Origin of the sequence: Pseudomonas sp. URMO17WK12:I6 (assembly GCF_003253625.1) — a bacterium.
Lineage (GTDB): Bacteria > Pseudomonadota > Gammaproteobacteria > Pseudomonadales > Pseudomonadaceae > Aquipseudomonas.
On record NZ_QKYZ01000002.1, the window covers coordinates 77007 to 103458 of the forward strand.

The following is a 26452-nucleotide window of genomic DNA, read 5'->3' on the forward strand; positions in this document are numbered from 1 at the left end:
ACACCTCCGTGGCTTTAAGAATTCAGGGAAAGACTGGCGCGATGCTTGATTCGGCTTTTTGGTTTCGCGCCTGTGCGATGCCGAACAGCAACTGCAAAGATTCGGCAGCCTTTGTTTCGCCGGCCTTATCGAAAATGGCGGCGATATAGCGATCCGGGCGCAGCAGCAAGAACGTGTTTGAATCGCCCAGTATTTCTTTGAGCAAACCCTGGCGGTCATGAAGCACCGTGCAGCCAGGCATCGAAGGCATGTTTTTGACAGGCTCGGGAAGGATCAGAATGCGCTTGGCTTCGAGGTGGAACCACAAGCCATGCTGGAGTTCGTCGATGCGTTGGCGGCTGTGGTCGCCGTACTGAATCAAGGCGAAGCCGGCACCGATCGAGTCATCGAGCAGAATTTCCTGGCCTTGAACATCGGTGAGCATCGGTTGAGGGAACATGTGTCCGCAGGACAGTTTCCCGGCTTTGCCTTCGATCAGTACCAGCCCCTTGGTGAATCGGGGTTTAGGCTTGAAGCGCATTTGCAGGAAATAGTCCCGCAACGGCGGCAGCAGGCCGATCAAAGCAAATGCACCGCTGATCAAACGAGCGCGCAAGACAGTTGCCGGCGCCATGACCACGCCGAGGTTCAAGGCCAGTCTGATCAATGCCCAGGCGTGATCGCGACGCTCGCTTTCGTAAGACAGTAGAGCCGTTTCAGCCATTTTTCCCTTCAGCACGCCGATCAGTTTCCAGGCCAGGTTATGGGCATCGCGAACACCGCTGTTCATGCCCTGTCCGGCATAGGGAGGGGTCAGATGCGCGGCATCGCCGGCGAGAAACACGCGGTTCACTTGCCACCGTTTGGCAACCCGGGCGTGGAAGGTATAAACGGTCTTGCGCACGATGGACGCCGGGGTGTTGCCCTTGAAGGGATAAAGCAACGCTTGCAGGCGAGCATCGCCGAGTACCTGCTCATCGGTTTCGTCCGGCTTGAGCAGAAACTCGAAGCGGCGTGTGCGGTGGGGGCCGGGTACTTCAACGACGGGACGGCGTGCATCGCAGTACACACGCGTTTGCCAGAACGGATCGTCATCCTGATCAGTGTCGACCACCAGCCAGCGCGAGGAGAAGCTCGAGCCAACCATCTCGATTCCGAGTTGCTTGCGCACCGGGCTACGACCACCGTCGCAGGCGACCAGATAGGCCGCATGGACTTCGACAGTTTCGCCGTCTGCGTCACGGATCAATGCGCGTACGCCATGCTTATCCTGACTGAATTCCAGCAGCTCATGGCTGAACCGGGCCTTCAGGTTGGCAAAGCGCTCGAGGCCCATTTTCAGGGTGTGTTCAAACAGTGGCTGGCGAAATGCATTGCGCTTGGGGAACCCGTACAACTTGCCGGTGGGCTCGACTTTGCCGAAGCAGCGGCCACCGGGCCGAGTGAAGTAGTGCACGCCATAGCCCGGCACTACATCTCGCAACACGGCTTCATCCAGTCCGACGGCCTGCATGGTGCGCAAGGATTCGTCATCGATCGAAACGGCCCGCGGCTCGGTCACGGTGTTCGGCTTGCGATCAATGATCAAGGTGTCCACATCGGCTTGGCCAAGCAAGTTGGCCAGGGTCAGCCCGGTGGGCCCGGCGCCGATGATCAAGACGTGTGTACTGATTTTTTTGAGGGGTGTCATTGTTGTTGTTCCCTTCCGGATGGCTCAGTCCAATGGCTTGGGGCGGTTGGCGAGTGCAGCCATGAGTTGCGACAGGTTTTGCGCCAGGGCGAGGACCTGCTGTCCTTGCTGTTCTTCCTGAGTGCTGTCACGTTCCTGAATCGGGCGCACGCAGCTGATGCTGCCGACGACTTTGCCATCGCCATCGAAGATCGGAGCGGCGAGGCCATAGACGCCAGCGTCGACTTCGCCGGCGCTGGCCACATAGCCCTGATGACGAAGACGCTGCAGCGAGCGGCGGAACTGTTCCCAGGTCTGACCAAGATTGCTGGCGCGCACCTCATCGGGGTTTTCCAGGAAGAGTTGGCTGTGTTGACGCGAGGTCATGTTGGCGAGGATGGCCTTGGAGGTCGCGCCCAGGAACAACGGCCTCGGTGAGCCGCGTGAGTAGCTGACCTCGCTGAACAAATCGCCGTATTGATGAATGCAGACCACCTGGTCCTTGAACAGGCGGCAGATCAGCCAGATCTGCTGCTCGCTCCAGCGTGGGAGGCTTGGCTCCAATGATTGTGCGGCGCGCACCAAAGGGTCGCTCAGTCGCAACTGACGGTCCCAGGTAATGATTCTCGCGCCCAGGGCGTAACGTCCGGCCCCGACCTGAAACAACAAGTTGGCCTCGGCCAGTTCGCGCACATAGCGGTAGATGGTTGAACGGGTAAACCCCAATGCACCGCCCATGTCATCGACAGCCCAGATCGGACTCTCTTCGGTAAACAGATCGAGTACCCGCAGCATGCGCTCCAGGCTAGAACCTTTACTGTCGATATCCTGCACCGGCAATTGTTCTGATTCGCGTAGTGTGGCCATGGCTTACTGCTCGTCGACGATGCTGTTGCGCAGGATGCCGATTCGCGAAATTTCGATCTCGACTTCATCGCCCGGTTTCATCCATACCGGCGGTTCACGGAACGCGCCGACGCCGCCGGTGGTGCCGCTGACAATCACATCGCCGGGGGCCAGTTCGGTGAAGGTGGAGCAATATTCGATCAGCGCGCGGACATCGAAAATCATGTCGCTGGTGCTGGTGTGCTGCATGACTTCGCCATTGAGACGGGTAGTCAGTTCCAGGTCCTGCGGATCGCCGATCTCGTCGCGGGTGACCAGCCAAGGTCCAAAGCCGCCGGTGTTCGGGAAGTTCTTGCCCGGCACGAATTGAATGGTGTGTTTCTGCCAGTCGCGGACACTGCCGTCGTTGTAGCAGGCGTAACCGGCGACATAGTCCAGCGCGTCGGCTTGCTTGACGTGACGCGCCGGTTTACCGATCACCACCGCCAGCTCGCCTTCAAAATCAAGCTTGTGCGAGGCCTTCGGGCGAACGATGGGTTGCAGGTGGGCAGTCTGGCTGTCAGCGAAACGAGTGAAAATCATCGGGTAGGTCGGCATCTCACGACCGGTTTCACGTACGTGTGTGGCGTAGTTGATGCCAATGCACAGCACTTTGCCCGGGTTCGGGATGACGGGTAGAAAAGTTACTTCAGCCAATGGGATACGAGGCTGGCTCGCGAGGACCTCGTGGCTCAGTTCGGCCAGGCGATTGTTGGCGATAGCCTGCTTGAGATCGGTGCCGAAGGTTTGCTTGACCGACTCCAGATCGATGACATGCTCGCCATCGACGACGCCGTAGGTGCTACGGCCTTGAACAATAAAGCTCGCGAGTTTCATTGAGTGCTCCTTGATAGAGGATCAGCGCATGCGCAGGGAGCAAAGAAGCTCGGCACTGCTCATGCAGCTATGGCGGCAGGTAAGCCGCGGCGGTTGAGGTTCAATCTAGTTGTGGAGATTAATCCTGTAAAGCGGGATTTATTAAAAATCCCAAAATGCAGGAATTATGCTTTTTTATGTATTTTTGGCAGCATTTTGCCGACCCTCCGGAACAGGCAATACGAGACAGTGAAGTGTTTGGAAGGTCAGGGCAGGGGCCGTATCCCGGCCTGGTGAATCACAGGCTTCCTGTCATTTCAGTGGGCCGCCCATGGTTTCATTGTTTGCTCGGCACCCAGCAACCATGTAGCGACATGCGCATCCGGAACGGCACTTTGATTCGTGCAATGGGGCCATTCTCCATGTCACGAGAATCCAGAACTACAAGCTCGCTGCGACCGTCGGCGATGTGATTGAGAACGGAAACGACGTAGCCATCCGCCTCCTGCGCATCAGGGGAGCGCGGAATGAAAATGGGCTCCTGGAAGCATCCGCTGTCACCGGGAAACCAGGTATCGGTGGTGCCTGTTTTCAGGTTCACATGGGCCAGCAGATTGAAGAATTGAAACGGAATCGGCCCATTCGCCGGGTTGTACGGGCGCTCAGGATCGAACGCGAGCACAAAGCCGTGCTCATATTTTCGACCGATGTAGCGGTCATCGCACCTTGGGAATTCGCAGGGGTAATCCGTCAATGGCTGCGGTTGCATGTCCTCCTGCGTGCTGGTCAGGTCGAAGGTCCAGCGCATCAGGCTGGCAGCCAGTGTTTCGGGTGGCGGGACATGACCGTCGGCCTGGGGAAAGAAGTAAAAGATATTCCCGCCGGTGACCGGCATGTCTACGTAAACCTTGTCGCCCTCATCGAACGCGTTGAGCGTATGGCCCTGGAAACCGTCCTTGGGGCCCTTGAACCATCGAACGTCCTCCGCGCGCCCATTGCGTGGTACGACGGCGAAGAGCTGAGGCAGATCGGGTTGCCATTGGAAATGCTGGCCACCTTTCTTCATACGCTCGAGGTCGGTCGTCAACGGAATCAGCGGGAACACCACGTAGTGTTCAGTCACCGCGAAATCATGAACCATGGCCGCGTACGGCGCCTGGAACCAGATTTGGTGCAACAGCTTTCCGTCGGGCGACAGTTCGAAATAGGCCAGGTCAGGTGTGCCGTCACCTTTGGCTTCGTAGCTGAAGGCCAAGAGGTTTCCTGTTACCGGGTCGAGCTTGGGGTGGGCGGTGAACGTCGCTGATTCGATCTGCCCGTCAAAATGCCACTCGCCGAGGGTTTCCAGTGTTTCAAGATCCATTGCCCAGGGCATGGCATCTTCTTTGAGTGCAAGCAGCACACTGTTATGAGCGACAACGCTGGTATTGGCGGTGGTGTTGTTCTTCGCCGCCAGTGGATCATTTGTGTAGACGTTGCGATAGATTCCATTGAGCGAGCGACCTTCGCGGCGCTGAGCCATCAACCGGTCGGTTTTTACGTAGCGACGTCGCATCGACACCTTGCCATCGGCAAAGTAGAACGCGCTGACCATTCCGTCGCCATTGAAGAAAATATCCGAGCCCAGCATCGGCGGGTATTGCGGGTCTGGCGCAACCTGATAAAAAACGCCACGGATAGAAGCGGGAAGGGTGCCTTCAATCTCCAGGTCGAACACCTCGGCTTCTACCCGACTGGGTGCATAGAGCGCGCCGGAAAATTCAGGGGTTTGGGGAAACGGGGTGGTCATTGGCATAACCTCTGAAGGTGGGTATCGATTGTTCATTGACGGGGTTCCTGTTTGATATCAGGTCAGGTCGACTGAGGCGACAGTGCTGTTGCGCAAGGCTTCGCGTCACGACGAAAACGTGCAACGAGCAGACACGAGATAACCAGGGCTGTCAGGTAGGCCGAGGCCGCCAGCCATCCGACGGCGCGGAATTGCCCTTCGCCTACCACGAGTGCCGCGCCAAACGGGCCGAGCCCCTGACCAACGAAAATCGCGGCGTTACCCAGCCCGGCCAGTCGGCCGGAAGGGTCCAGCTCGGCCGCCATGGACAGTAAGTAAGGCAGGCTGAAAAACCATACTGCATGGATCAGGCAGGCAGTGACCGCAAATGCGACAGGGGTATTGCCATAGACCATGACCAGAGTCGCAATCAGCGCCGTGCCGAAGCTCAGTAGCTGCGGAAACAGCAACCCAAGGCGTCTGCCGATAAGTCCGGCCAGTGCCGCTCCAAGGGCACCGGCAAGGATGCTGCCCCCCAGTATTGCACCGATCTGTTGCGGCTCCAGGCCAATGCCTTTACCAATGCGCTCTTGATAAACCCACAGTGCGGAATGGCCAAAAAACAGCAGCGTAAAAAGCATCAGCAGTAAGATCGATGTGAGCCCGAAAGGCGGGACCGAGCCGCTCGCTGCCCGATGTGCCTCGGGGTAGCTCCTCGGCACTCTCCAGCTACCAACCATCGCCAGGGCACTGGCGATGGCCAAGAGATAAAACGCCCCGGCCACGCCGAATGATTTCAGAATCACCGGCATGGAACTCACAAGCAGCATCCCCCAGAGCAGGTTGCCGATGTTTATCACCGCGAACGTCGAATCCTTGGATGTGCGCAGGGCTGCGGTGGCGTAGACAACGGCCATGACCGCGCCACCGCTTGCGCCGCATATCATTCGGCAGATCAGTAGCAACCCCTGGTTATGCAGTTGAGCACTGGCCAGATTGCCGAGTACCAGCATCAGCAAGGCAATCAGGGCAAAGCGGCGCCGGTCGACGCTGGCCATCAACATGGCGCAAACGCCGCAGGCGACGGCCATCGCAATCAGTTCTGCCGCAAAAATGGCGCCGATGGCATTCAGTGGCAAACCGAGTTGGTCGATAAAGGCTCCGCCCAGAATAGGCTGGATTTGCAACGTCCCTAAGGAAATGACCATCATCAGGCAGATAGCGGCCAATGATTTTTTACTGTCAATGGAGTCGAGCGCGTTCATGAAACATCACCTCGGGTAAAAGGGCCCGCTCATGCACGAGTGGGCGCACATCGGTCAGAATGTGTGGGCGTATCGGATCTGGACGGCGTAATCCGTTTGCGCGCGGTTCTCGACGCCGGTCTCTTTATAGGTGTTCAACCAGAAGCCCTGGCCATCGCTGATTTTCCAGAACAGGCCCGGGCCAATGCCCAACACCTTTTCCCGAGAGTTGCTCAGCCGACCTCCGTTAACCTCGTCATCTGATATTTGCCTGAAGTAGTACCCGTTGATCCCGACGGATACGTTGGGGACCACTTCATACGAGGCCGTGAAGTTGGCCCACGCCGATTGTCCTGCCCGGGTGTCGCGCACAGGCTGGCCCTCGAAAAGTTGCGTCGAACTGCTCGCCGGATCGTTGTTCTTGAAGTTGTACAGGTAGTGCAGCCTCCAGCTCACTTCCCAACGAGGCGCCGGCATCCAGGTCGCGGCCCAGTAAGGGTTCAGAGAGAAGTAGTTGGAGCCTGGGTTCAGGTCTTTATGTTTATCGTATTTGCCGGTTGGAAGGATGGTGTCGAAAGCCAGACGCTGTACAAACACGGGCCTGCCGTGGGCGTCGACGATCGGGTCGAACTGGATCTGCGGCCCTACCGTGACATCACCAAGCCCTGTGCCGTTATCCTGGAGCTTGGCACCGTTGTCGCCAAAGTCACCGTCCAGGGAGATGATGGGCACCAATAAGCTCCAGCCCAGGTGTGCACCACCGCCGATGGTGTCGGGTGAGTAATAGCTCAGTTGGTTGATCAGCGAGATGACGTTGATCTTCGGATTGTCGAAGGCGCCATTATCCTTGCCTGCATTGTCCCTGATGCTGCGTGCGGTGCTGAATTTCAGATAGGTCAGGTGGGACAGACCGGGCGGCCCCGCGAAACCGTCGTAGAAACTGGTGCCGCCCAGATTGATGCCGCTGGGTTCACTCACCGACGGTGGTGGAGGGCCCTCTGCTGCTGGTACGGCAAGCGATGCGAAGCTGAGTGCCAGGCATACTGGCAGGGATTTTTTCAGGCTCATCGAAGTGGCTCTATTCTTGGAATTGTGAGCCGGGGTAGCTCCCCTGGCACTTCGACTTTAATTCCCGAACGTTCGTGATGCTTGAGCACAACGGCCAGAGTTGACTGAGAGCGCCATGATGCAGGGGGGGGGCAACGCGAAACCTGTGGGGGCGGGCTTGTCCCACATTCTGCACATCGTGTCAGTGCACCAACGAAGTGGAATGCTTGCGGACTCACCGGTTCAAAAAGTCTGCCCCATGGAGAACTGGAACACTTGCGTATCAGCGTTCTCAGGCTTTTTGACCGGGAAGGCCAGGTTGAAACTCAACGGTCCCATCGGGCTGTACCACGTGACGCCGACCCCCACGGAACTGGCCAGTTGACCGAGGTCGACACCGTCGCAACCCTGGGTGGTGCTCAGGTAGCACTTGTTGGAGTAGACGCTGCCGACGTCCCAGAAAACCGAAGTGCGCAGGGACTTGTTGTCTTTGATGAAGGGCATCGGGAACAGGTATTCGACCCCGCCGGTAATGAGGATATTGCCGCCCAATGCGTCGGTGTCCCGATCCGAATAATACGCCTGGCCGGCACTGGCATAGGTGCCGGTGGCCGGGGTGTTGCGCGGGCCGAGGGTGCCGCTTTCAAAGCCGCGCACCGAACCTTCGCCACCGGCCGTGTAGTTTTCATAGAAGGGCAGGCCGTCGGTCGAGCCGTAGCTGTTGCCATAACCGAGCTTGGTGTGGAAACGCAGCGAAGTGGCGTTGCTGATCGGCAGGAAGGTCTGCCCGGTGTAATCGATCTTGTAGAAACTCAGATCACTGCCGGGCACTGTCACCGTCAGGTTGAGGTTCTGCGAATGCCCGCGGGTGGCCAGCACGCCCTTGTTCAAGGTCGATTCCGACCAGCCGAGGTTGGCCTTGAAGTTGTTGAACTCCTTGCCCTCGCGTGCAATGAAATCGTAGATCTCATCGGCGCTGTAGGTGCCTGGCTCGATGCTGTCGTGTTGCACGGTCAGGCCGAAACTCAGCCGTGAGGTTTCATTGATCGGGTAGCCAAGTGAAGTGCCGGCGCCATAACTGTTGATGGAGTAGTACGAAACGCCGTCACTGTAATAATCGCTGTAGTCGGTGGCGTTGTAGAACAGGTTGTAGCCCAGGCTCACCCCGTCCGGCGTGAAGTAGGGGTTGGTAAAACCGAAGTTGTACTTGCTTTGGTAGTCCGAGCGGGTCAGGCCCAGGCTGGCGTAGTTGCCCGTGCCCAGGAAGTTGTTCTGAGTGATCGAACCTCCGAGGATCAGGCCGGAACTCTGAGAGAAACCGACGCTGGCGCTAATCGAACCGGAGGCCTGCTCTTCGACGCTGTAGTTCACGTCAACCTGGTCGTCGACGCCCGCTACAGCCGGCGTCTCGACGTTGACTTCCTTGAAGAAGCCCAGTCGTTCCAGACGGGTCTTGGATTGGTCGATCAGGTAGGTCGATGCCCAGCCACCTTCCATCTGACGCATTTCGCGGCGCAGCACTTTGTCGTCGGTCTTGGTGTTGCCACGGAAGTTGATGCGGTTGATGTAGGCCCGCTTGCCCGGGTCGACCACGAAGGTGATATCGACGGTATGGTCGTCATTATTCGGGTTGGGGACCGCATTGACGTTGGTAAAGGTGTAACCCTCGTTGCCCAGGCGACGGGTGATCAAGTCCGAGCTGGTGGTCATCAGCTTGCGGGAAAACACCTGGCCTTTCTGAACCAGCAGTAGCGATCTGATCTGGTCTTCAGGCACTTTCAGGTCACCGCTGAGCTTGACGTCACGAACGGTGTACTTCGCGCCTTCGTTGATGTTGACGGTGATATAGACGTGTTTCTTGTCCGGGGTGATCGACACCTGGGTCGAGGTGATGTCCATGTTGATATAGCCGCGATCCAGGTAATAGGAGCGCAGGCGCTCCAGGTCACCGGAGAGTTTTTCGCGGGCGTACTTGTCATCGTTCTTGAAGAACGACAGCCAGTTGCTGGTCTTGAGTTCGAACAGGTTGATCAGGTCTTCATCAGCAAAGACCGTGTTGCCCACCACGTTGATGTGCTGGATCGCCGCGACAGAGCCTTCGTCGATCTTGATTTTCAGGCCCACGCGGTTACGCGGTTGTGGGATCACTTCGGCATCGACCGACGCCGAGTAGCGGCCCTGAGCGACGTATTGGCGCTGCAGCTCGTTGCGCACGCCTTCGAGGGTGGCGCGCTGGAAGATCTCGCCTTCGGCCAGACCGGATTGCTTGAGGCCCTTCATCAGGTCTTCAGTGGAGATCGCCTTGTTGCCTTCGATCTCGATACTGGCGACCGAGGGGCGCTCGACCACCGTGATGATCAGCACGTCACCGTCGTGCCCCAGCTGGATATCCTGAAAGAAACCGGTCTTGAACAACGCACGGGTGGACTCCACCAAACGACGATCATCCGCTTCATCACCGACGTTCAACGGCAATGCACCGAACACGCTGCCGGCGGAAACCCGTTGCAGGCCATTAATGCGAATATCGGAAATTTTGAAGCCTTGGGCGTGCGCAAATGTGGCGTTGAGCAATAGTGCAGCCGAGCAGAGCAGGCGCGAAAAATTCATCAAGATCTTATCCAGAACACATCGACAAGCAGCGTAGGCGGGCGCGGATATCTCACAGCAAGACGAGTTACCGCGAAGCGAGCAGGCTGGTGGAGGTGAAGCATAAAAGCTCGGTGCGTTTGGTGCGGTTAACCAAGTGTCAAGTTAGGTAAAGGTTTGCCCGGGGCGATGACGCTGTGCAGCGCAAGGGCGATAATGCGCGGCCCCCACTCAAGAGCCCGCCATGATCTCTGTATTGCTCGTCGACGATGACCAGGAACTGACTGGAATGCTCAGCCAATATCTGGAGCATGAAGGCTTCGAGGCGACCGCCGTGCACACGGGCGAGGAGGGCGAGATTCAAGCACTGTCCGGGCGCTACAGCATTGTGGTGCTGGACGTGATGCTGCCACGCCTGTCGGGTATCGAGGTGCTCAGGCGCATTCGCGCCGTGAGCCAGGTACCGGTGGTATTGCTCACGGCCCGTGGCGATAACATCGACAAGATCACCGGCCTGGAACTGGGGGCCGATGACTACGTGCCCAAACCCAGTTCACCGGGGGAACTGGTGGCGCGTTTGCGGGCAATCATGCGCCGGGTGCAACCGGCGGATCAGCCCACCACCGAAGTGATCAGGACCGGCCCGCTGGTCTTGTGGCCCGGCAAGCGCCAGGCCCAGTGGCAGGGGGGCGAGCTGGGGGTGACCAGTACCGAGTTCAGCCTGCTCGAAGAACTGGCCCGCTGTGCCGGGCAGGTGGTGAGCAAACAGGACCTGTCGCTCAATGCCTTGGGCTGTCCCTTGACCCGCTACGACCGGCGCATCGACGTGCACATCAGCAGCATTCGCCAGAAGCTCGGTCCGCGCCCTGACGCCAAGGCCTGGATTCAGAGCGTGCGTGGCCTCGGTTATCTGTTGATCGCCGAATGATGAAACCCAGTCGGCTGTTCTGGAAACTGTTCCTGGCGTTTTGGCTCGCCACGAGCCTGACGTTTCTGGTCGGGGTGGGCATTCTGGTACTGGGTAATCACGGGCCTGGCGATCCTCATTTGGAGGCCATCCTGGCCAGCGAGGAACAGCTGCTGCGACAATTCGGCGTCGAGTCGGGAAGGCAATTGCTGACAGTGTGGCGGCACCCCGGTGACGAAACCATTGGTGTCTATGACAGTGCCGGTCAACTGCTGGCTGGGTCGCCGGTTCCGCGGCCAGCGTTTGAGCGAACGGTCATCAGCAAGGACGGTCTGGCCCTCTCGCTCAGATCCTCACAGCCCCTTGGCAAAGAAGGTGAGCAAGGGCCGGGGCGTTCGATCCCGCTGATCATCGGCACGGTGATGAGTGCGCTGTTCAGCGGGTATATGGCGTATTACCTGGCGTGGCCGTTGGCCTATCTCAGGCGGGCGATGAGCGATGTGGCCAAGGGGCGCTTCGAAACCCGGGTCAAACCGATGATGGGCGGGCGCCGCGATGAAATCGTCGATCTGGCCGGGGACTGTGACCGAATGGCCAACCAGCTGAAACTGCTGGTGGAGGCCCAGCAACACCTGTTGCATGACATCTCTCACGAACTTCGCTCACCGTTGACGCGCATGCAAGCTGCCATCGGGCTGTTGCAGCAAGAACCGGCCCGCCAGGAAATGGTGGAGCGCATCCAGCGCGAATCGGTGCGAATGGATACGTTGATCGAGGCGTTGTTGACCCTGGCGCGCATGCAGGGCCGGCCCGAGAGTATCGACCGCGAGCCACTCGACATCATCGAGTTGCTGGCGGTGATCGTCGAGGACGCTCAATTCGAGGCGGGAATGAAAGGTTGCCGGGTCAGTCTGCAGGCGTGCCCGGCCTTTGTCAGTCGGGTCAGCGGCGAGTTGCTGTATCGGTGTTTCGAGAACGTCATTCGCAACGCGGTGCGCCATACAAAACCGATGACGGCGGTTGTTGTGTCGGCTGAGGTCAATCTCGAAGCAGACTGCCTGACGGTGCGGATTACCGATCAGGGGGCGGGTGTTGAAAACGAGCGGCTGCTGAGCATTTTCCACCCGTTCGAGCGTGGCTTGAGCGAGGCCAGTGCCGGTTTCGGCCTGGGCCTGGCGATCGCCTCAAGGGCCGTGGAAATGCATGGCGGCACGATTGTGGCGCGCAACGAGCCGTCCGCTGGGCTGACCGTGGAAATCAGCTTGCCCCGTCAGGCGTGATCTTTACACGATATTACATTGGCTTGACGGCTCTGTACGCCCCGCCTCAGTAGACTTCCCGCTCAAACTTACGCAGCGTTTGCTGATGTTTCAGCGTGGAGGTGGGCATGTTTCTGGTTCATAAAAAGGGCTTCGTTTCCGGCAAGAAAATGGTCGACGGGCTGGTGCCCTATGACTTCTTTTGTGAAGACAATCCGGCCATCAATCTGTTTGTGTTTACGGGTTCTACCGCGCAGGGCAAAACGGTCGAGGAGCAGACGCTCTGGGGTTTTACCCGGTTGGAGCGTTTCGAGGCGCTGACCAGCACCCTGGTATCGAACAAAAAAAATGATGGCTGGTTTCAAACGGTCAATGTGCTCACCGGGCCAGCCCAGAACGGCACCCAAAGCGTTAAATTTCAGCGGGTGCTGAAAATCATCAAGCATGCCGCTATATCGAGCCGTGTCGCCGGCAAGGTGCAATACGAGATCCTCACGGATGACGGCGACACATACTTCACCCGGCCGCCCGCGACAGCAGACAGCGCGCAAACCATCATCTATGTGGCAGAGCAATAACTCGTTAGTTAATAGCCGCGAAGGTGTTTACTGGAAATACATCGCACCATACAATGAGAATCATTACTACTAACTCATTGAGTGCAACATCTTGAGCCATCCCCACCTCTTTGCCCGCCGCAAGGTTTTCATCAAACACGCGCTGCCGACACTGTCCTGCGTGATGTTCGCCGGTCCTTTGTGGGCACAGGAATTGATCGAGCTGCCGACCACTGATATTCAGGCGAGCCGCGTCAGTCAAGACACCAGCTACACCACCTCTCAAGCCAGCACCGCGAGCAAAAGCGATGTGCCGATCAAGGAGGAGGCGCAATCGGTCAATGTCGTCACCCGGCAAACCCTGGCCGACTATCAGGTGCGCTCGCTGGACGACGCGATGAAGTTCGTCAGCGGCGTCAGCCAGGGCAACACCCTGGGCGGGTCCCGGGACTCGTTGGTCAAGCGCGGTTTCGGCACCAACGATGACGGCTCGATCCTGCGCGATGGCGTGCGTTCCAACCTGGGGAAAAATTTCAGCGCCACGACGGATCGCATCGAAGTGCTCAAAGGGCCTGCGTCGATGCTGTACGGCGCGCTGGAACCCGGCGGGTTGATCAACGTGATCAGCAAGAAGCCTGAATACACCCAGAGCACGACCCTGAGCGGCTCGGCCTACAGCGAAGGCGGCGGCACCATGGCCGTGGACACCACCGGGCCGCTGGGCGATACCGGCCTGGCTTATCGCCTGATTGCCGAACGCGGCCACGAGGATTACTGGCGCAATTACGGCGTGAATGAAAGCACCCTGGTTGCACCCTCGCTGACCTGGACGGGCGACCGTGCCAGCCTGACCCTCAGCTACGAATACAACGATTACTCCAAACCCTTCGACCGTGGCACGGTGTTCACCAATGGACATCCGGCGGACATCGACTACGACAAGCGCCTCGACGAAAAATGGGCCAAAAGCGTCGGTATCCGTGAATTGGCCACCGCGCGTTTCGAGTATCAACTGAGTGACGACTGGAAGACCCGCGTTACCTACGGCTGGAACAACGACCGCTACAGCCTCTCGATTGCCCAGCCGAGTTCGTTGACCGGCAACAACCTGCGACGTGCTGCCAACGGCGCTCACTACGACGATGAAACCCGTTACGCCAGCTGGGATTTCATCGGCCAGCAGGAACTGTTCGGCCAGCGCCATGACTTGCTGATCGGCGCGGACACCGAAGCGTCCGACCAATTCCGTGGCAAAACCTACCGTAATACCGCGCAGTCAGGCTTCGACATCACCTCGCCGGTTTATGGTCGTCTGGCCGAGCCGAGCCTTGTCAGTGCCAGCCAAAGTGACCTGAGCAACCAGCTGAATTCCAGCTCCGTGTACTTCAAGGATAACTGGCACCTCGATGACCGCTGGATCCTGGTTCTCGGCGGTCGCCAGCAGCATTACGATCAGTACAGCGATCAGGGCCGCGGCAGCAGCTACACCGTCAACCGCGACAATAACGGTGATGCTTTCGTACCGTTCCTGGGGCTGGTCTACAAAGCCACCGATAGCTTGTCGCTGTACGGTAACTACAGTCGTTCGTTCAAGCCCAATACCCAAGTCGACGATGCCGGCCATACCTTCGATCCGGAGGAGGGCCGCAGTTATGAGGTCGGCGCCAAGTACGATCCGCTGCCGGGGCTGAACATCAACCTGGCGCTGTTCGACATCGAGAAGAAAAACGTCGTGACCACCCAGACGGTCGGTGGCGTCAGCCTCTCGGAGGCGGCGGGCAAAGTCGGCTCACAGGGCCTGGAACTGGACATCACCGGGCGTGTGGCCGAGCGCTGGGACCTGATCGGCACCTACGCTTACACTCACACGGAAATCCTCGACGATCCGGATGACGAAGGTCACCGCCTCGCCGATGCGCCGAAGCACACCGCAAGCCTGTACCTTACCCATCACCTGAATGTGCCTACGGAGTTCGGGGCCTGGCATGCGGGCGGCGGTGCGCGTTATGTCGGCGAGCGTGCGGCCAACAATGCCAACGATTTCTGGCTGAGCAGCTACACCGTCGCCGATGCCTTCGTGCGCTGGGAGGCGCCGATGTTCGGGTACAAGACTTCGCTGCAGTTCAACGTCGACAACCTGTTCGACAAACAGCACTACCCGTCCTCCACCGGCAGCCAACTGGCGGTCAATGTCGGCGAGCCGCGCACGGCACGCCTCAGCGCCAGCGTGACGTTCTGATCGCACTGTCTTGATGTGCCGCCCCGTTCTGCCCGTGGAACGGGGTGGTAGTCTTCCTTCATCTCGGCGACGCTTCAGGCGTCGGCGAGCTGAAACCGATAACCCACCCCATACAACGATTCAATTGGATGCTCCCCCGGGCAGGCCTGTTCGAGCTTGCGCCGCAGATTGCGGATATGACTGTCGACCGTGCGGTCGGTGACCACCCGGTGATCGGAGTAGATCCGGTCGAGCAACTGATCCCGGGAAAACACACGTCCCGGCGAGCGGGCGAGGGTGCTTAGCAGGCGCAATTCCAGTGGTGGCAGGTCCAGCGTTATGCCGTCGAGGGAGGCCAGGTACTGTTCTTCATCAATCTGTAGACGCGGTGGTGCGGACGTCAAAAGCTGCGGGCTGCGTCGCAGGATGGCTTTGACCCTGGCCACCACTTCACGCGGGCTGAAGGGTTTGCAGATGTAGTCGTCGGCGCCCAGGTCCAGTCCGAGCAGGCGATCCACTTCCTCGACGCGGGCGGTGATCATGATGATCGGTACGGCACTGAAGCTGCGCAGTTCCTTGCACACTTGCAGACCATCGCGTCCAGGCAGCATCAGGTCGAGCAGGATCAGCCGTGGCTCGCGGGCACGGACCGCCGGTACCACCTCCAGCCCGTTGTCCAGGCATTGGGTCGCATACCCAGCGGCGATCAGGTAGTCACGCATCAACGCGGCCAGTTTGGGCTCGTCTTCGACGATCAGGATTGGGTTGTCGTTGACCATGGTTCAGGCATTCCGTGGCAGGCGCAGGGTCAGCCAAAGGCCACCCAACGGGGAGTGATCGGCACTGAGGCTGCCGCCATGAGCCAGGGCGATGCTGTGACAGATCGCCAGCCCCAGACCGGCGCCACCACTGGCACGGTTGCGTGAGGTTTCGCCACGGTAGAAACGCTCGAACAGACGCGGCAACTGATCCGCGTCGACCCCGGGGCCGGAATCCAGGAAATCGATGCGTACGTCGTCGCCATCGCTGGCCGCACGAATACGCAGCACACCGCCTTCATCGGTATAGCGCACGGCGTTTTCCAGCAGATTGCCGAACAGTTGCTGCAAGCGCTTGGGGTCGGCTTCCACTCTTAGGGGGGGTGTCGGCAGCTCCAGCTCCAAGCGCAAGTGCCGGGCATTGCAGCGCTCCTGGAACATCGCCACGCAACTTTGCAGCAGATCGTTGAGATCGCATTCGCTTTTGCGGTAGGTCAGCGCGCCCACATCGGCCAGGGACAGTTCATACAGGTCATCCACCAGTTTGCTGAGCATGCCGACTTCGCCTTGCAGCGATTTCATCGACGACTGATCGAGCGTGCGCACACCGTCTTCGATCGCTTCCAGTTCACCTCGCAACACCGACAGCGGGGTGCGCAGTTCATGGGACACATCGGCCATGAACTCCCGGCGCATTTTTTCGTTGCGCTCCAGCGTATACGCAAGTTGATTGAAGTCGCGGGCCAACTGACCGACTTCGTCATTGGAGGACACCGCCACCCGGTTGCTGTACTCGCCTGCGGCCAATCGATGCGTGGCGGCGGCTACTCGCTTGACGGGGTCAAGCAAAGTGCGGGCGATCCACCAGGCGATCAGCATTGCCAGCAGCAACGAGAACACGCCCACGGCCAGACTGGTGCGCAACAGGTACAGGCGAAAGCGTTCACCGCCGGCTTCGGTCACGTTCTGGAACGGCGTTACCGCCAGCCAGCCGACGGTTTTACCGGCCACCTCGATCGGGCGCATCAGGGCGTCGTCGGCAATCGCCGAGTAGCCCATGACCAACTGCTTTTGCTGGTCCAACAGAGCGATGCGAAACACCGCGCCGGTCAGGTCAGACGTGGGCAGGGCCGGCTGCTGCGGGTTGGTGAAGTCTACGCCCGGCTCCGGTCGCATGAGTTCGAACCAGCGATCCGGCTGGTTGCGCAGAAATTCCCAACTGCCTTCGCGCTCATAGGCGCTGGCCAGGCGCGGCAGCACTGGGGTCATGCGCAACAGAGCCTGTTCGTTGAGGTAATCGAGAAAGCCTTTGCCGAAGCTCCAGCCGTTGGCCAGCCCCATGCTCAGGATGACAAACAGCACACTGGCCAGTACCGCGATAAACAGTTTGGTGGAGATACTCAGTTTCATGGGCTCGGGCAGGTCGGTGAATGGCCCGCCCATTTAGGCCCTGGCGCGACGAAGATTCAAGGGCGGCAGGCAATCTTCAATTTTCCTGCACATTTGCCTCGCAGTATGGCGTCTGGCTTCAGCCACCCCGTCTTGCAGAGGCATTTATGTCGACCAAAATTCTCGCCAAATCCCTGGTAACCGCCGCGGTTTTACTGTCCTTGATCATTCTGGTGGTGTTGAGCGGTTGCTCCCCCGGCGCATCCGCGCCCGTTATCGAACCGGCCAAAGTGTCAGTGATCACGGTGCAACCTCAAAGCCAGGCGCTGACCACGGAGCTGGCCGGGCGCACTCAGGCGTTCATGATCGCCGAGATTCGCCCGCAGGTCGGTGGTATCGTCCAGCAACGGCTGTTTGTCGAAGGCGCCGAGGTCAAGGCCGGGCAGGCGCTGTATCAGCTGGACGCGTCCTCATACAAGGCTGCATTGGCTGAAGCACAGGCGACCCTCGCCAAAGCTCGCGCCACGTTGAAGTCGGCCCAGGCCACAGCTAGGCGTGATGCCCAGTTGGCGAAGATCGATGCCATCAGCCAGCAGGACAACGAGGATGCCCAGGCCAGTCTGCTGACCGCCGAGGCTGAACTGCAAGTGGCCCAGGCCGGCGTGGATACGGCGCGCATCAACCTGGCCTATACCCGCATCAGTTCTCCCGTCAACGGGCGTATCGAAACTTCGACGGTCACCCCTGGCGCATTGGTGGTGGCCAATCAGGACAGCGCACTGACCACGGTGCAGCAACTGGACCCGATCTACGTGGATATCACGCAATCGACCACTGAGCTGTTGCGCCTCAAGCGCGACCTCGCCAGTGGTGTGCTGCAAAGCAACGGCGAGGGCGAAGCGCGGATCAGTCTCAAGCTCGACGACGGCAGCACCTACGCCCATGAGGGCCGCTTGAAATTCAGCGGGGTCAGCGTCAATGAGGGCACCGGCACCGTGACCCTGCGGGCGGAAATTGCCAACCCGGACCGGCTGTTGCTGCCGGGCATGTATGTGCGGGCGGTGCTGGAGCAGGCCCGGGACGATCAAGCGATCCTGATTCCGCAGCAAGCCGTGACCCGCAGCGCCAGTGGCGTGACGTCGGTGTTGCTGGTGGTCAATGGCAAGGTCGAACAGCGCGTGCTGACCATCGATCGCGCCGTGGGCAACCAATGGTGGGTCACCTCGGGCCTGACGGCGGGTGACCAGGTGATTGTCGAGGGCGGGCAGAAAGTCCGGGTCGGCGCCCCGGTGCTGGCGCAAAACCCGGGCACTCGCAGCCGCACGCGGCAATCGGCGCCGACTGCCATTGCGCAGGAGGGTTGAGCATGGCGCGGTTCTTTATCGATCGACCGATTTTTGCCTGGGTCATCGCCATTGTCATCATGCTCGCCGGCGCCTTGTCGATCAGCCAACTGCCGCTGGAACAGTACCCGGACATCGCGCCGCCAACGGTACGGATCTCCGCCACCTACACCGGCGCCTCGGCCGAGACCGTGGAAAACTCGGTGACGCAGGTCATCGAACAGCAGATGAAAGGGCTGGATAACCTGACCTACATGTCGGCCTCCAGCAGTTCGGCGGGCAGCGCCAGCATCAGCCTGACCTTTGCCGCCGGCACTAACCCGGATGTGGCGCAGATGCAGGTACAGAACAAACTGCAACAGGCTGAATCACGACTGCCGCAATCGGTGCAGAGCGAAGGCCTGACCGTGACCAAGGGCGGTTCGGACTTTCTGATGATTGCCGCCCTGGCCTCCGACAACCCAAGCGTCACCGGCACCCAGATCGGCGACTACATTTCCAGCACCTTGCTTGACCAGATCAGTCGAATCGATGGCGTCGGCGACGTGCAGACCCTCGGTTCGGGTTATGCCATGCGCATCTGGCTGGACCCGGCCCTGTTGGAAAAGTATGCGTTGATGCCCTCGGACATCAGCAGCGCCCTGGAAGCACAAAACACCGAGGTGTCCGCCGGCCAGCTCGGTGCCTTGCCAGCGGTGGCCGGGCAACAGTTGAACGCCACTATCAGTGCCCGCAGCAAGCTGCAAACCGCCGAAGAATTTCGCAACGTGGTGGTCAAGTCCACCAGCAATGGGGCGGTGGTGCTGTTGGGGGATGTGGCGCGGGTCGAACTGGGCAGCGAAAGCTACGACGTGAGTTCTGCCCTCAACGGCAAACCTGCCGCCGCCATGGGCGTGCAGCTCGCCGCCGGGGCCAATGCCCTGAGCGTGGGTGAAGCGGTGAAGGCCAAACTCAAGGAACTGGAGCCTTTCTACCCTGCGCAAATGCAGCTCAAGAACGTGATCGCTTACGACACGACCCCCTTTGTCAGCCTGTCCATCGAAGAGGTGGTCAAGTCTCTGGGCGAAGCGATCGTGCTGGTGGTGCTGATCATGTTCCTGTTCCTGCAGAATCTGCGGGCCACGCTGATCCCGGCGATCACCGTGCCGGTGGTATTGCTGGGCACCTTCGGCGTGCTCGCGCTGTTCGGCTATTCAATCAATACCCTGACCATGTTCGCCATGGTCCTGGCTATCGGACTGCTGGTGGACGATGCCATCGTGGTGGTGGAGAACGTCGAGCGGGTGATGAGTGAGAAGGGACTTTCGGCGCTGGCGGCGACTCGCCAGTCCATGGCGGAAATCACCAGCGCGCTGATCGGCATCGCTCTGGTGCTCAGCGCCGTGTTTATTCCCATGGCATTTTTTGGCGGTTCCACCGGGATTATCTATCGGCAGTTTTCGGTGACCATCGTCTCGGCCATGCTCCTGTCGGTGTTGGTGGCGATGACCCTGACACCGGCCTTGTGTGCGACCTTGCTCAAGCCGTCCGATGCCCAGGGCCATGGTGCGCAAAGCGGCTTCTTCGGCTGGTTCAACCGCAGCTTCGAACGCAGCGCCTTGCGCTATCAACAATGGGTCGGCGGCATTCTGCAGCGTGGGCGTCGGAGCCTGCTGGTGTACGGGGTGATTTTGCTGGCGATGGGCGCTGGTTATGCCAACCTGCCGACTTCGTTCTTACCGGACGAAGACCAAGGCATCCTCATGGCGCAGATCCAGTTGCCGGTGGGCGCCACCGATAGCCGTACTCAGGCCGTGATGAAGCAGTTCGAGAGCTACATGCTCGAACAATCGGAAGTCGAGGCGCTGATCAGCATCAGCGGTTTGGGCATGGGTGGCAACAGCCAGAATACCGGCCGGGCTTTCATCAAACTCAAGGACTGGAGCGAGCGATCGGGGAAAGGGCAGGACGCGGCTTCTATTGCCCAACGTGCAACCCTGGCGTTGGCGAGCATTAGCGATGCCAACGTGTTTGTCATGCAGCCGCCCGCTGTACGTGGCCTGGGGCAAAGTTCGGGTTTCGACCTGCAACTCAAAGACCTTGGCGGGCTGGGGCATGACGCCCTGGTCGCCGCGCGGGAGCAGTTCATCGAGTTGGCGAAGAAAGACCCGCGGCTGCTGGGAGTACGCAGCAATGGCCTGGACGATACACCGCAGCTCAAAGTCAGCATCGACGATCGCAAGGCCGGCGCCTTGAGTCTGAGCACCAGCGACATTAACAGCACCTTGTCCACCGCGTTGGGCGGCACTTACGTCAACGACTTCCTCAACCAGGGGCGGGTGAAGAAGGTCTACGTGCAGGGCGAGGCGTCGGCGCGGATGCAGGCGGCCGACCTGGAGCACTGGTTCGTGCGCAACAGCAAAGGTGAGATGGTGCCGTTTTCCTCGTTCGCCAGCAGCGCGTGGAGCTATGGCTCGCCGTTGCTGGAACGCTACAACGGCAACGCCTCGCTGGAGGTGGTCGGTGATCCGGCACCGGGGGTGAGCGCCGGGGTTGCGATGGATGCGGTGGAAGCGATCATCAAACAACTGCCCGAAGGCATCGGCTACGAGTGGACCGGGCAGTCATATCAACTGCGCTTGTCCGGCTCCCAGGCGCCGCTGCTGTACGGGATCTCGGTGTTGTTTGTGTTCCTCTGCCTGGCGGCATTGTACGAGAGTTGGTCGGTGCCGTTTTCGGTAATGCTGGTGGTGCCGCTGGGGGTGGTCGGCGCGGTGCTGGCGACCCGCTTCAGTGGTTTGAGCAACGACGTGTACTTCCAGGTCGGGCTGTTGACCACGGTGGGACTGGCGGCGAAGAACGCGATTCTGATCGTTGAGTTTGCCAAGCACCTGCAAGAGCAGGGCAACAGCCTGCGGGACGCGACACTGACTGCCGTGCGCCAACGCCTGCGACCGATCCTGATGACGTCTTTGGCCTTCATGTTCGGCGTGTTGCCACTGGCATTGAGCTCCGGCGCCGGTTCTGCCGGGCGCCAGGCCATCGGCACTGGCGTGCTGGGGGGCATGTTCAGCGCTACCGTGCTGGGGATCTTCTTTGTGCCGCTGTTTTTCGTGCTGATCCGTCGTCGTTTCGGTCGCGTATCCACCGCAACAACCGCCAACCCAACCGCGCAGAAAGGTGATGCATGATCAAGTTTCATTGGCCCTTGTTGGCTGCTCTGGTGTTGCTCAGCGGTTGTGTCAATCTGGCGCCGCAGTATCAGCGCCCCGAAGCGCCGGTCGCCGGGCAATGGTTGCCGTCGACCAGCGTGGCCTCAGGCGATGCGGCGGCGGATATTCACTGGCAGCAGTTCTTTACCGACAGTCGCTTGGCGCGTTTGCAGACCCTGGCGCTGACCAACAACCGTGATTTGCGTCTGGCCAGCCTGAACATCGAAAAGGCCCAGGCTCAATATCGCATTCAACGGGCGGCGGCGTTTCCCACCATCGATGCCGGAGTCAGCGGTACACATAGCCGCGCGTCCAGCAGCGGCACGGCGAGCACCAGTCATGAGTACAGTGCGCAACTGGGGCTGAGCAGTTATGAACTGGATGTGTTCGGGCGGGTACAGAACCTTCAAGACGAAGCGCTGGAAGACTATCTGGCACTGACCGAAACCCGGCGCAGCACCCAGATCAGCCTGGTGGCTGAAGTGGCCACGGCCTGGCTGACGCTGGCGGCGGACAATGAGCGTTTGCAACTGGCCCAGGAAACCCTGCGCAGCCAACAGGCAACCTACGAACTGAACCAACGCAGCCATGCCTTGGGCGGTTCTTCCGGCTTGGCCCTGGCCCAGGCGCAAACCACTGTGGAGTCGGCCCGAGGCGATGTGGCGGTCTACGCCAGTCAGATTCTCCAGGACCACAATGCCTTGCGCTTGCTGGTCGGCAGCGATATTCCCGATGAACTGCTGCCCGGCGCGAGCCTGCAATCGGTCGCGCTGCTGGTGCAGGTGCCGGATGAGTTACCGTCCAGTCTGTTACAACGGCGCCCGGATGTGCTGGCCGCCGAACACACCCTCAAGTCGGCCAACATGGATATCGGCGCGGCGCGGGCGGCGTTCTTTCCGAGCATCAGCCTGACTGCCAATGCCGGTTCTGCGAGTTCGGCCTTGTCCGGTCTGTTCAAGTCCGGCAGCGGCGCCTGGACCTTCGCCCCGAGCGTCAGCCTGCCGATCTTCGATGCCGGCAGCAATCGCGCGACACTGGATGCGGCCAAGGTCGAGCGTGAAATTCAGGTGCAGACCTACCAGCAAACCTTGCAGACTGCCTTCAAGGAAGTGGCCGATGCCTTGGCGGTGCGCAGCACCCTGGACCAACGCCTGACGGCGCAGCAAGCCTTGACCGACGCCAGCCGTAAAAGCTTTGAACTGGCCGACGCGCTCTATCGCGGCGGCTCGCAAAGCTACCTCGAAGCGCTGGACGCCCAGCGTTCGTTGTACAGCGCCCAACAGGACCTGATCACCCTGCGTCTGGCCGAGCAGAGTAATCGGGTGACGTTGTACAAGGTGATGGGGGGCGGCTGGAATTAATATTCGCGATGAGGCCCGCCCCCCAGGATCAGTGCCCGCCCACCACCATATGGCTAAACGGCGCCACATACGCCTGCAACGTCACCAGCCCGCCGACCAGAATCGCCAGCACCACGGAGTGGAAAAACACGTAGCGCAGGATTTCCCCTTCATGGCCGTACCAGCGGGTGGCGGTGGACGCGACCACGATCGACTGGGCGTCGACCATCTTGCCCATGACCCCGCCAGAACTGTTCGCGGCGGCCATCAGCACCGGGCTCAGGCCCAGTTGCTCGGAGGTCACCCGTTGCAAGCCGCCGAACAGCACGTTGGAGGCCGTGTCCGAGCCGGTCAGGGCCACGCCGAGCCAGCCGAGCAGGGTGCCGAACATCGGGTAGAAAATGCCCGTTGCGGCGAAGGCCAGGCCCATGGTGGCGTCGAGGCCCGAATAGCGGGTGAGAAAACCCAGGGCGAGCATCGCCACAATGGTGGTGAGCGAATAGCGCACCACCCACAGCGTTCGCAGATAATGGTGCAGCAGTTGCGGGATGGAATAACCCATCAGCAGCCCGCCGAGGATCGCCGCGAGCAAGATGCCGCTACCGGTGCTGGTGAACCAGGTGAACTTGTAGATCGCGTCCTCGGCTTTCGGTGCGGGCACCACCGGCGGGACCTTCTCGATCTGTTGATGAATCGTGGTGAAGGTCACGCTCGGGGCAAAGATCGGGTTGGCCTCGCGCATCGGTTTGCCCTGCGGATCAAGCTTGGCCGAGTGGGTTTGCGGATCCATGGCCGGGCGGGTATCGAACAAGTTTTTGAAGCCCTGGGTGCCCCAGGCGAAAACGAACACCGTGAGGATGATCCACGGCATCCAGGCGCGCATAACCGCGGGTTTTGCATCGCTGGCAAAGGTCGCGCTGGCGACGGGTTTCTGGTCATGCTCCTGGGCTATTTTGGAGTTGTCGACTCGCCCTGACAGGGCGGCCGAGGTATGCACCGTGGCTGGTTTCCAGACCCTGAGGAAACCAGTCAGGCAGGCCATGGAAATCAGTGCCGCGATGACGTCCACCAGCATTGGCCCGTGGTAGTTGGAGACGAGGAATTGCGGTATGGCGAAGCTGACGCCGGCAACCAGAATCGGCGGCCAGATTTCCAGCATCTTGCGCCATCCGGCGAAGGCCCAGATCAGCCAGAACGGCACGATCACCGAGAAGAACGGCAACTGCCGACCGACCATCATCGACAGCTCCATTTCATCCAGCCCGGTCACTTTGGCCAGGGTGATGACGGGCGTGCCCAGAGCACCGAACGCCACGGGCGCGGTATTGGCAATCAACGCCAGGCCAGACGCGGCCAGGGGTGAGAAACCCAGCCCGATCAAAATGGCCCCGGTTACCGCCACGGGAGTGCCGAAACCGGCGGCCCCTTCGAAGAAGGCACCGAAGCAGAAGGCAATCAGCAGCAACTGCAGACGTCGATCGTCGGTGATGCGCGCCAGGGAGTCTTGCAGCACTTTGAACGAGCCGTTCTCGGTGGTCAGCCGATGCAGGAAAATAATGTTGAGCACGATCCAGCCAATCGGCAACAGGCCGTTGGCGGCGCCGAACAGTGCAGCCGAGCCCGCCATGTTCGCGGGCATGCCGAAGGCGAAAATCGCGATCAGCAAGGCCGAACCCAGGGCCAACAACGCCGCCAGATGCGCCTTGATGTGGAAAAACGCCAGGGAAACCAGCATCACCACCACCGGCGTCGCCGCCATCATGGTTGAGAGCACCGGGTTACCGAAGGGGTCGTAGATTTGCTGCCAGACCATTTTCCACCTCTGCTTTTTATTGTGGGTAGCGCGGGGAAGGTGGCTTGAGTATAGGTGGCAATACGCTGCTGTCCTGGCGAGTGCTTGCCAGCCCTACGATGCGCTTTAGATTTCTAGACCTTCCTGACGTGCGCTCCTTTCGACCATCGCCACGATCGTTTCGAAGAGTTCGTCCTGTGCCTGCTCCGCGGTGATTTCTCCGGTCGCGGCGGCATGGGACAGCGCCTCGGCGGCACCGAGCATCGCCCGAAGACTCGCTGGCGCGATATCACCGGTTCCGGCGAAGGGGAGCAGGGCGTTGCGGCACTTGCCCATGAAGATCGCTTCGTACTCGCGCTTGATCTTTTCCAGCTCGGGCGAGCTCGTCAGCGCCGCGATCACACCCGGGATCTCGCGGCCCTGAAGCAGAACGCAGTCGACATAAGACGAGGCGATGACCATTGCCTTACTGGGCAGTGTCGGTTCACTGGCTTCAAGCGCGGTATCCATGAGCGCGGTCTGACGTGCGTCGAACTCCTGATAGAGCACCGCCAGCAACCCGGGGCGGGTGGTGAAGTGATCGTAAACCACCGGTTTTGTGACCCCCGCCTGTTCGGCGAGCCGGCCAAGCGTCAACGCGTCCGTACCTTCCTCTCGAACGAGTTGCCAGGCGACATCCAGCAACTGGCGCAGGCGCTCCTCCCGCGACATCCGCCGGCGCGGTTGCGGACTGGAATCTTGCTCGGGTGTTTCGGTGCTTGACATGGCTATATACCAAAAGTAGCTTACTGAGCGTAACTTACCAAGAGTATATAAGGCTCGCCTTTCACCCTCAATCACTCATTCCGTAGCAGGAGATTTTGCCATGCACGCGCTCATCGTTGTGGCTCACCATGACCCCCAATCGCTTACCCATAGCCTCGCGAGACACGTCGCTGAAGGAGTATCCGAGGCGGATGCCGACCACTCTTTCGAAATTGCGGACCTCTGGGCGCAAGGGTTCGATCCGAGATTCGGCGCGGCCGATCTCGCCGTCCATCACCGTGAAGCACCGCCGCCCGCCGATGTGGCCGCCGAGCAGGCGCGAATCGATCGCGCCGATGCACTGGTGCTGGTTTATCCGGTTTATTGGTGGTCGATGCCGGCGCTGCTCAAAGGCTGGATCGACCGTGTGTTCGCCAATGGCTGGGCGTTCGATTTCGCGGCGGATGCCAGGTTGGAGAAGAAGCTTCGCCATCTGCGGGTTCATCTGGTGGGTGTTGGCGGTGCCGACGCAGGAACCTATGCGCGCCACGGTTATGCCGACGCCATGAAGACGCAGATCGACCATGGGATCTTCGATTATTGCGGTGCTTGCGTGGTGACGTCCGAGTTGCTGCTCGAATCGGAAATCCAGGAACCGACGGTTCATCTGCAGGCTGCGCGCGCGATCGGTCGTGAGCTTTTCGCTGCCTCCGGACGCTGCGACGCGGAGCAGGATGTTCAGCGTTGCCGAGCGGTCAGCGCCGAGGCTTTTTGACAGGCAAAAAAAGAGCCTCAAAGCTCTTTGATGGGGAGGAAGTAGAGCCGAGAGGCTCAAGATGCGCATGAAACAAGGGGTGGGCTTATTGGGGTTCAGTTCACCCACCACTTACGCAACGGCTTAAACCTCCAACCGCTGCGTATCATCATCGTAGGAAGCCGCGGGTTCGGGCTCAAGTA

At 60.0% G+C, this 26452-nt stretch carries 19 protein-coding genes; 8 read left to right on the plus strand and 11 right to left on the minus strand.

The genetic code is table 11. The annotated features are described in order from the left end of the window. Positions 1-22: 22 nt before the first annotated feature. The 7 genes from F475_RS04015 to bamA all read right to left on the minus strand — a co-directional run bounded on the left by F475_RS04015 (position 23) and on the right by bamA (position 10018). A complete protein-coding gene (locus F475_RS04015) occupies positions 23-1669 on the minus strand; it encodes a bifunctional 3-(3-hydroxy-phenyl)propionate/3-hydroxycinnamic acid hydroxylase (protein WP_111453188.1) in 1647 nt (548 codons plus the stop codon). A 24-nt stretch (positions 1670-1693) separates the two neighbouring features. Further along, the gene (locus tag F475_RS04020; protein WP_028940728.1) at positions 1694-2515 is read right to left on the minus strand and encodes an IclR family transcriptional regulator; all 822 of its coding nucleotides are present in this window, start codon (positions 2513-2515) and stop codon (positions 1694-1696) included. A gap of 3 nt (positions 2516-2518) precedes the next feature. Beyond that, positions 2519-3370 (minus strand): fumarylacetoacetate hydrolase family protein, encoded by an 852-nt coding sequence (locus tag F475_RS04025; protein ID WP_028940727.1) that lies wholly within the window; start codon positions 3368-3370, stop codon positions 2519-2521. A gap of 316 nt (positions 3371-3686) precedes the next feature. Beyond that, complete coding sequence (locus F475_RS04030; protein ID WP_111453189.1) at positions 3687-5138, minus strand: carotenoid oxygenase family protein; 1452 nt, start codon at positions 5136-5138, stop codon at positions 3687-3689. Between the two features lie 62 nt (positions 5139-5200). Then, on the minus strand, positions 5201-6382 hold the full coding sequence (locus F475_RS04035; protein ID WP_111453190.1) for an MFS transporter: 1182 nt from the start codon (positions 6380-6382) through the stop codon (positions 5201-5203). 54 nt (positions 6383-6436) lie between these two features. Continuing rightward, entirely contained in the window at positions 6437-7429 is a 993-nt protein-coding gene (locus F475_RS04040; RefSeq protein ID WP_064617557.1) for a transporter, read from the minus strand. Positions 7430-7651: 222 nt separating this feature from the next. Beyond that, positions 7652-10018, minus strand: coding sequence for an outer membrane protein assembly factor BamA (gene bamA / locus F475_RS04045; protein ID WP_111453191.1), 2367 nt, complete (start codon positions 10016-10018; stop codon positions 7652-7654). Between the two features lie 223 nt (positions 10019-10241). Between bamA and F475_RS04050 the strand changes: the two genes are divergently transcribed. The 4 genes from F475_RS04050 (at position 10242) to F475_RS04065 (ending at position 14959) form a co-directional block, all read left to right on the plus strand. Further along, positions 10242-10925: a response regulator transcription factor gene (locus tag F475_RS04050; RefSeq protein ID WP_111453192.1), complete on the plus strand. Its 684-nt coding sequence runs from the start codon at positions 10242-10244 to the stop codon at positions 10923-10925. Further along, positions 10922-12184 carry an ATP-binding protein gene (locus F475_RS04055; RefSeq protein WP_111453193.1) on the plus strand — a complete coding sequence of 421 codons (1263 nt, stop codon included), beginning with the start codon at positions 10922-10924 and terminating at the stop codon, positions 12182-12184. The genes F475_RS04050 and F475_RS04055 overlap by 4 nt, the downstream gene beginning before the upstream one ends. A gap of 107 nt (positions 12185-12291) precedes the next feature. Next, a complete protein-coding gene (locus tag F475_RS04060) occupies positions 12292-12741 on the plus strand; it encodes a hypothetical protein (RefSeq protein WP_111453194.1) in 450 nt (149 codons plus the stop codon). Between the two features lie 91 nt (positions 12742-12832). Next, the gene (locus F475_RS04065; protein ID WP_111453195.1) at positions 12833-14959 is read left to right on the plus strand and encodes a TonB-dependent siderophore receptor; all 2127 of its coding nucleotides are present in this window, start codon (positions 12833-12835) and stop codon (positions 14957-14959) included. A 74-nt stretch (positions 14960-15033) separates the two neighbouring features. Here F475_RS04065 and F475_RS04070 read toward each other — a convergent pair whose 3' ends face one another. After that, complete coding sequence (locus F475_RS04070) at positions 15034-15717, minus strand: response regulator (RefSeq protein WP_111453196.1); 684 nt, start codon at positions 15715-15717, stop codon at positions 15034-15036. Positions 15718-15720: 3 nt separating this feature from the next. Next, a complete protein-coding gene (gene baeS / locus F475_RS04075) occupies positions 15721-17139 on the minus strand; it encodes a sensor histidine kinase efflux regulator BaeS (RefSeq protein ID WP_111453197.1) in 1419 nt (472 codons plus the stop codon). Between the two features lie 113 nt (positions 17140-17252). Here baeS and F475_RS04080 point away from each other — a divergent pair, with 113 nt between their 5' ends. From F475_RS04080 to F475_RS04090, 3 genes are read left to right on the plus strand one after another with little or no spacing between them, the layout of a single operon-like run. Then, the gene (locus F475_RS04080; protein WP_111453198.1) at positions 17253-18449 is read left to right on the plus strand and encodes an efflux RND transporter periplasmic adaptor subunit; all 1197 of its coding nucleotides are present in this window, start codon (positions 17253-17255) and stop codon (positions 18447-18449) included. Positions 18450-18451: 2 nt separating this feature from the next. Beyond that, entirely contained in the window at positions 18452-21598 is a 3147-nt protein-coding gene (locus F475_RS04085) for an efflux RND transporter permease subunit (RefSeq protein WP_111453199.1), read from the plus strand. Next, a complete protein-coding gene (locus tag F475_RS04090) occupies positions 21595-22980 on the plus strand; it encodes an efflux transporter outer membrane subunit (RefSeq protein WP_111453200.1) in 1386 nt (461 codons plus the stop codon). The genes F475_RS04085 and F475_RS04090 overlap by 4 nt, the downstream gene beginning before the upstream one ends. A 28-nt stretch (positions 22981-23008) precedes the next feature. Here the strand turns inward: F475_RS04090 and F475_RS04095 are convergent, their stop codons facing one another. Both F475_RS04095 and F475_RS04100 read right to left on the minus strand, forming a co-directional pair. Next, positions 23009-24772 carry an L-lactate permease gene (locus F475_RS04095; RefSeq protein WP_111453201.1) on the minus strand — a complete coding sequence of 588 codons (1764 nt, stop codon included), beginning with the start codon at positions 24770-24772 and terminating at the stop codon, positions 23009-23011. Between the two features lie 105 nt (positions 24773-24877). Beyond that, the gene (locus F475_RS04100) at positions 24878-25516 is read right to left on the minus strand and encodes a TetR/AcrR family transcriptional regulator (protein WP_111453202.1); all 639 of its coding nucleotides are present in this window, start codon (positions 25514-25516) and stop codon (positions 24878-24880) included. A gap of 100 nt (positions 25517-25616) precedes the next feature. On the opposite strand from F475_RS04100, the gene F475_RS04105 reads away from it, so the two are divergent. Then, positions 25617-26270, plus strand: coding sequence for an NAD(P)H-dependent oxidoreductase (locus tag F475_RS04105; RefSeq protein WP_064617580.1), 654 nt, complete (start codon positions 25617-25619; stop codon positions 26268-26270). The last annotated feature ends 182 nt before the right edge of the window (positions 26271-26452 follow it).